The organism is Flavobacterium sp. CG_9.1, from assembly GCF_015751645.1.
In the GTDB taxonomy this organism is placed as follows: Bacteria; Bacteroidota; Bacteroidia; order Flavobacteriales; family Flavobacteriaceae; genus Flavobacterium; species Flavobacterium xanthum.
Map to the genome: position 1 here is coordinate 1 of NZ_JADOVC010000057.1, position 5,838 is coordinate 5,838.

Sequence of the window (5,838 nt, forward strand, 5' to 3'; positions counted from 1 at the left end):
GAAAAAATATTTGACCTACTTATAAACAGAATGATGAATACTCAAAAGGTTTTATATCAAAATATTATAATAAGTAAATAAGTGAACACCTCGAAAAATGTTTTCTGTTGAAGAGAAATGGATAAAGAATGAGATTTCCAAAGACACATATGACAGATGGTATTCTACATACAGCAATACTATTCAATCTTGTAGGGATGCAATTGAGCGTCTTAGTAAAGTTGAAACACAAGCATTTAAAATTTTATACAAAAATTTAGATTTGCTTGGAGATCTAAAGTCGATATACAATCACGCAAATATTATTCAAAAAAGGGAACTTGTCAAACTGGTGTTCGACAGCAACCTATACTATCAGCAAGGTGTCTATCGAACACCCACCATGATTGATATAATGTCACGTAATCACTTGATGATGAAGGAAAAAGGGCTGCTTGTTTACAATAAAAAAAGGGATGATTTTTCAATCATCCCTCCCAGTGGAGTCGCCGAGAATCGAACTCGGGTCCAAACAAGCAACTAAAAAGCTTTCTACGCGTTTATTTCCTGATTGAGTTTTCGATAGTGTGCTAGGCCAGAAACAGCCACACGCTACTTATCTTCTTAATTTTGAAATCCACCCGAAGCTCATGGAAATCTAGGTTTATTTTTACGGTTCTCCTAAACTGAACGCCACAAACCAAGGCTTTCAAGGAGAATCCAGCTTTCCTATCTGATAGGAACGTGGCTTAATCGTACTATAATTCGGATTATGCAGCTAAAGCGTAGTTATTTTCGCCGTGTAAAATGGTAAGATCTTATATTTACGAGCAAGGTCTCAATGCTCGACGTGCTTACTTATCAATTCGACTTGCTGTCAAAACCAGTCGACCCCATTATTTAATTTCAAAATTTAAACTTGAATTTTGAGTTTGCAAATATACACTTTTAAAGTTGAATTTGTATCGCTAAACTTTAAAGACAGTGTCAAAAATCATACCTTTTTTATTCGTCTCGTAATTTGAAAGGATAATCTCCAAATAAGACGGCTAATTTCCGAACGTCATACGTTTTGCGTGTAAATTTATTAGATAAAGCGATTATAGTGACGCCTTCTTTTCGCAAAGTAATATAGGATGAGGTGTTTCCATGCCACCAACCATTATGAAAATAAAAATTTTGTCCCGTTTCCCAATTCACCATTCGGATTCCAAGACCATAATTTTTGGTTCCTTTGCGTTCGTTGCTGTATCCTTTATATACCATAGCTTGCAATGCTGGTGTTAAAAAAGTAGCACTGTTTCTAGCTCTATCAAATTTTAATAAATCTCTAGGTGTGCTATAGATATTCTTATCGCCATAAACAGCATCTAGATAGTCTTTTCCTATCTCTACTTTATTTCCTTTATAGGACGTGACAGCAGAATCTTTATCCTTATCATAATCAAAAACATACGTGTTTTTCATTCCTAAGGGATCAAAAATGATTTGTTTCATGGCCTCTTTGAACGGAAGTTTTGTGATTTTTTCTACTATTAAGGCTAACATGGCATAATTAGTATTGCAGTAACTAAAACGGGTGTCAGTTTTGAACTCCAGACCAATATCTTTGGTTGCCATAATCGTAAGGATATCCTGATTGGTCAGTATATTGTGCCTGTCCCAAACCGTTTTATCACGATCTGTAAAATAGGCATAATTGCGCATGCCGCTTCTGTGATTGAGTAATGTTTTTATGGTAACATCTGGATAAGGAAATTCCTTGAGAATGGTGTTGACCTTTTGATCTAGTTCGATTCTTTTGGCATTGACTAATTTCAAAATAGCAGTAGCTGTAATGACTTTACTAACTGATGCAAGATGCAGTGGTGTGGTCTTAGTAATTTCTATCTTATCTCTAAAATTAGCGTACCCTTCGTATTTTTCATAAATAATCTGACCGTTTTTTGCTACCAGAAAACTGCCATTTGCACTATTATTTGGCCAATTTTTTTTGTAAAAAGAGTCAATCTCCTGCTTTTTTGAATTGATATACGCGGCAGTGAGCTTGGGCTCCGGTTTAGATAAAGGCTTCATTTTAGGCAATGTACTCTTTGGGAGTTGCGCATCATTTAATTCCACTTTCTTTTTCTCTTTGGCGCAAGAGCTTAATATCACAAGGAGCAGGAATATATGTAGTATATTTGTTTTTTTTATAAAATTCATTTCAGTAGTGCTAGAAGGGCAAATATATAGAATCAATGTGTTTTGATTCCCTGTTTTTTTAAACCTTAACACTATTTTACCAGATGCTTTTGATTACAATTACTGTATTATTATGTGCGTCAATGGATAGTGGGATTGCGAATTATAGATTTTACTGAAAAAAAAATTCAATTTCGTTTAAATTGTTATATTTGTAACAAATAAACACGATAAAGTTATATTAAATAAATTTTAAAGCGCACAAGAGATATGAAATTTGGAATTTTAAAAGAACGAAAAAATCCGCCTGACAGGAGAGTTGTTTTCTCACCAAATGCATTAACAAAGTTAAAACAGCAATATCAAAATGTTTCCGTAATGGTAGAACGTTCTGATATTAGGATTTTCACCGATTCTGAATATGAAAATCTTGGAATTGAAGTTACCGCTGATATCAGTGATTGTGATGTACTGTTTGGAGTGAAAGAAGTACCGGTAGAAAATTTAATTCCTAATAAAACATATTTTTTCTTTTCCCATACCATCAAAAGACAACCCTACAATAGAAAATTGTTGCAAGCAATATTAGCCAATAACATTGATTTGTACGACTATGAAACTATTGTAGATGGAGAAAACCGCAGATTAATTGGTTTTGGAAGATACGCTGGAATTGTGGGCGCTTACAATAGTATTCGGGCTTTTGGAATAAAATTTGAATTGTTTAAATTACCAAAAGCAGAAACTCTTTCAGATAAAGAGGCCCTGATTGCTCATTTGAAAAGATTAGTATTACCGCCTTTAAAATTTGTGATTACTGGAACGGGTAAAGTTGGTAATGGAGCTAAAGAAGTTTTAGATGCGATAAAAATAAAGGAAGTATCCATTGAAAATTATTTGACAAAAAATTATTCGCAACCAGTTTACACCCAAATTGATGTATTGGAATACAACAAGCGCAAGGACGGACAGGTTTTAGACTTTACTGATTTTTATCAAAATCCAAAGGATTACATGTCTGATTTTGAAAAATTCACTAAAGTGTCTGACATCTATATCACAGGACATTTTTATGGTAATGATGCTCCAGTAATTCTTACCCAAGAAATGCTGAAAGCGAATGATTGCAAGATTAAATTGGTTGCCGATGTCTCTTGTGATGTGAATGGTCCTATCGCTTGCACGCTACGATCCTCTTCGATTGCAGAACCTTTGTATGGCTATTTACCTAACGAACATCAAGAATCAGATGTTTTTCATCCTGCAGCAATTGTTGTCATGGCCGTAGATAATTTACCATGCGAACTGCCAAAAGATGCTAGTGAAGGATTTGGTGAAATGTTCTTAGAACACGTAATTCCAGCATTTTTTAACGACGATAAAGACGGGATTCTGAAAAGAGCTAAAATTACTGAGAATGGTAAATTGACTCCAAGATTTAGTTATTTGCAAGATTATGTAGATGGGAAATAAGTATCTTTTTTAAAATAAATTATAAAACCTGCCCTTCAAAGTTGCAGGTTTTTTTTATGGTTCCAAAGGAGTAAACTATTTTTCGTTTTTCAAACATTATAAATCTATTAACACCAGAGAATTTTAGGCTCGATAGGAAATGATTATTTTTGTTAAAATTTGAAATTAATAATGAAAAAAAACATTCCAATTTCCATATTAGAATTAGCCATAATTACTCAAGATAGCGATGCAAAGGATACTTTTCAAAAAACAACAGCACTAGCGCAACTTGCTGACAGTCTAGGATACAATAGATTTTGGTTGGCTGAACATCATAATATGGCTCATGTAGCCAGTACCGCTACGGTTGTACTCATAGGTTATATTGCCAGTAAAACTCAGAATATTAGAGTAGGTTCTGGCGGAATCATGTTGCCTAACCACGCTCCATTAATTGTTGCTGAACAGTTTGGCACACTGGAGATTTTGTATCCAAATCGTATTGATTTAGGTTTAGGAAGAGCGCCAGGAACCGATGGATTAACCGCGCAAGCCATTCGCAAAGATTTTTTCGAACAGTCACAGCGCTTTCCTCAAAATGTTGCTGCTCTTCAGGATTTTTTCTCAAATGATAATGCGAATGCACAGGTTAGAGCCTTTCCTGCAGAAGGAACTGATGTCCCTATTTGGATTTTAGGTTCTAGTATGGATAGTGCCGCTTTGGCTGCAGCCAATGGATTGCCATACGCTTTTGCTGGACATTTTGCCCCCAAACAAATGGTGCAAGCGTTTCAATTTTATCGTGAAAATTTTCAAGCTTCAAAATATTTAGACAAACCCAAAATGATGGCCTGCGCCAATGCAATTGTAGCTGACACAGATGAAGAAGCTCAAAGGTTATCCACTAGCTTGACCCAAATGTTTCTGAACTTGATTCGGAATGATAGAAAACCATTGCAGCCGCCAGTAGATTCTTTGGATGGAATTATGACGGAAGAAGAACACTTTCATGTGAACCAAATGACATCTTGTTCCTTTATTGGAAGCAAAAAGAAAGTAGAAATCGAATTAAGACAGTTTATAGACTACACGCAAATTGATGAATTGATGATTACCACTCCCATTTTCAATCACGATGATAAATTGAAAAGCATACAATTAATGAAAGAGGTTATCGATAACCTATAAATCCAAGATAAAGATTCTAGCTTTTAAAATGGAGTCCCATTATTACTATTTTTTTGTTAGCTATGACAGGCAAAATGCTCTACTTCATTTAATTCAATTCTAAATGTAGCACTAACTAGTGCGTTTTAAACATGTGGTTATTGCTAATTTGAAATTGTTTAAAACGTTAAAATATGTACCCCTGAAAATAGACATTCCAACAAAGCAAGGCTTTGACTTGAATGTAAATTTCACTTTTAATGCCAAATTATTTTGCTACAAATAAACCTTTGTAATTTGACCAATGACTAATTATTAAAAAGATATTACCAAAAAACACAAATAAGGCGACTGGTAGATTTTCTGGAGTTAAAAAAAAATTAATCAGCAAGATATTTAATGTGACTGGCAAAATGATAAGGTTCGCGAGGGTTACATAGCGACCGGTTATAAAAGAGAGTCCGCATAGGAACTCTAAAGATTTAGCCAAAGGAATTAAATAAGTAGATGCCATTAAACCAACATTAAAAGCTTTAAAATTACCAGTAGTTTCGGCTTCAGGTGCAAGGTGCAGAAAAAAACTAACGGAGGTATAAAGGAATAAGATTCCTAATAAAGATCGAATAATAAGGATTGCAATTTTCATACTATATGGTTTTTATTGGTTACATATAAGAGAATTATCATAATGGGTTTGCAATTTTTATCCTATTTGCAATTTCCCATCCGTGCCCATTTAAAGTTGCAAAATTAGTAGTGTTAAACCACTGTTGAGCTGCTGGTTCCTATTCGTGAATTATAGTCTGATACAATCCTACAAGTTGTTTTTTTATCCGTAAATTGTGGATTGAAGTAAAATTCTATTAGTGTAAAAAATCAATTGCTTTTTTGTTACTGAAGGTCTGAAGGTCTGATTTTTTCTGACACTTTAAAAAGATTAATTAAAAGCCTGAAAAAACGTATCCGCCCGACGAACCCCATATTTTTTAGATTAACCTAAGGTAGTAGTTTTGTTCTAAACAATTTAGACATGGACAAAAATGAATTTATGTT

At 34.1% G+C, this 5,838-nt stretch carries 5 protein-coding genes and 1 other RNA gene; 3 read left to right on the forward strand and 3 right to left on the reverse strand.

The features are described from left to right. Window positions 1–97: 97 nt before the first annotated feature. The gene (locus IWX83_RS16775; protein WP_196831314.1) at window positions 98–523 is read left to right on the forward strand and encodes a hypothetical protein; all 426 of its coding nucleotides are present in this window, start codon (window positions 98–100) and stop codon (window positions 521–523) included. On the opposite strand, the gene ssrA is transcribed toward IWX83_RS16775, so the two are convergent. Further along, window positions 478–874: a transfer-messenger RNA gene (gene ssrA, locus IWX83_RS16780) on the reverse strand. The genes IWX83_RS16775 and ssrA overlap by 46 nt on opposite strands. A 110-nt stretch (window positions 875–984) precedes the next feature. Beyond that, window positions 985–2,184, reverse strand: coding sequence for a serine hydrolase (locus IWX83_RS16785; protein WP_196831315.1), 1,200 nt, complete (start codon window positions 2,182–2,184; stop codon window positions 985–987). A gap of 249 nt (window positions 2,185–2,433) precedes the next feature. Between IWX83_RS16785 and IWX83_RS16790 the strand changes: the two genes are divergently transcribed. Continuing rightward, a complete protein-coding gene (locus tag IWX83_RS16790) occupies window positions 2,434–3,636 on the forward strand; it encodes an NAD(P)-dependent oxidoreductase (RefSeq protein WP_196831316.1) in 1,203 nt (400 codons plus the stop codon). Between the two features lie 171 nt (window positions 3,637–3,807). Continuing rightward, the gene (locus tag IWX83_RS16795; RefSeq protein WP_196831317.1) at window positions 3,808–4,806 is read left to right on the forward strand and encodes an LLM class flavin-dependent oxidoreductase; all 999 of its coding nucleotides are present in this window, start codon (window positions 3,808–3,810) and stop codon (window positions 4,804–4,806) included. Window positions 4,807–5,053: 247 nt separating this feature from the next. On the opposite strand, the gene IWX83_RS16800 is transcribed toward IWX83_RS16795, so the two are convergent. After that, window positions 5,054–5,431, reverse strand: coding sequence for a DoxX family membrane protein (locus IWX83_RS16800; protein WP_073352937.1), 378 nt, complete (start codon window positions 5,429–5,431; stop codon window positions 5,054–5,056). Window positions 5,432–5,838 lie beyond the last annotated feature (407 nt).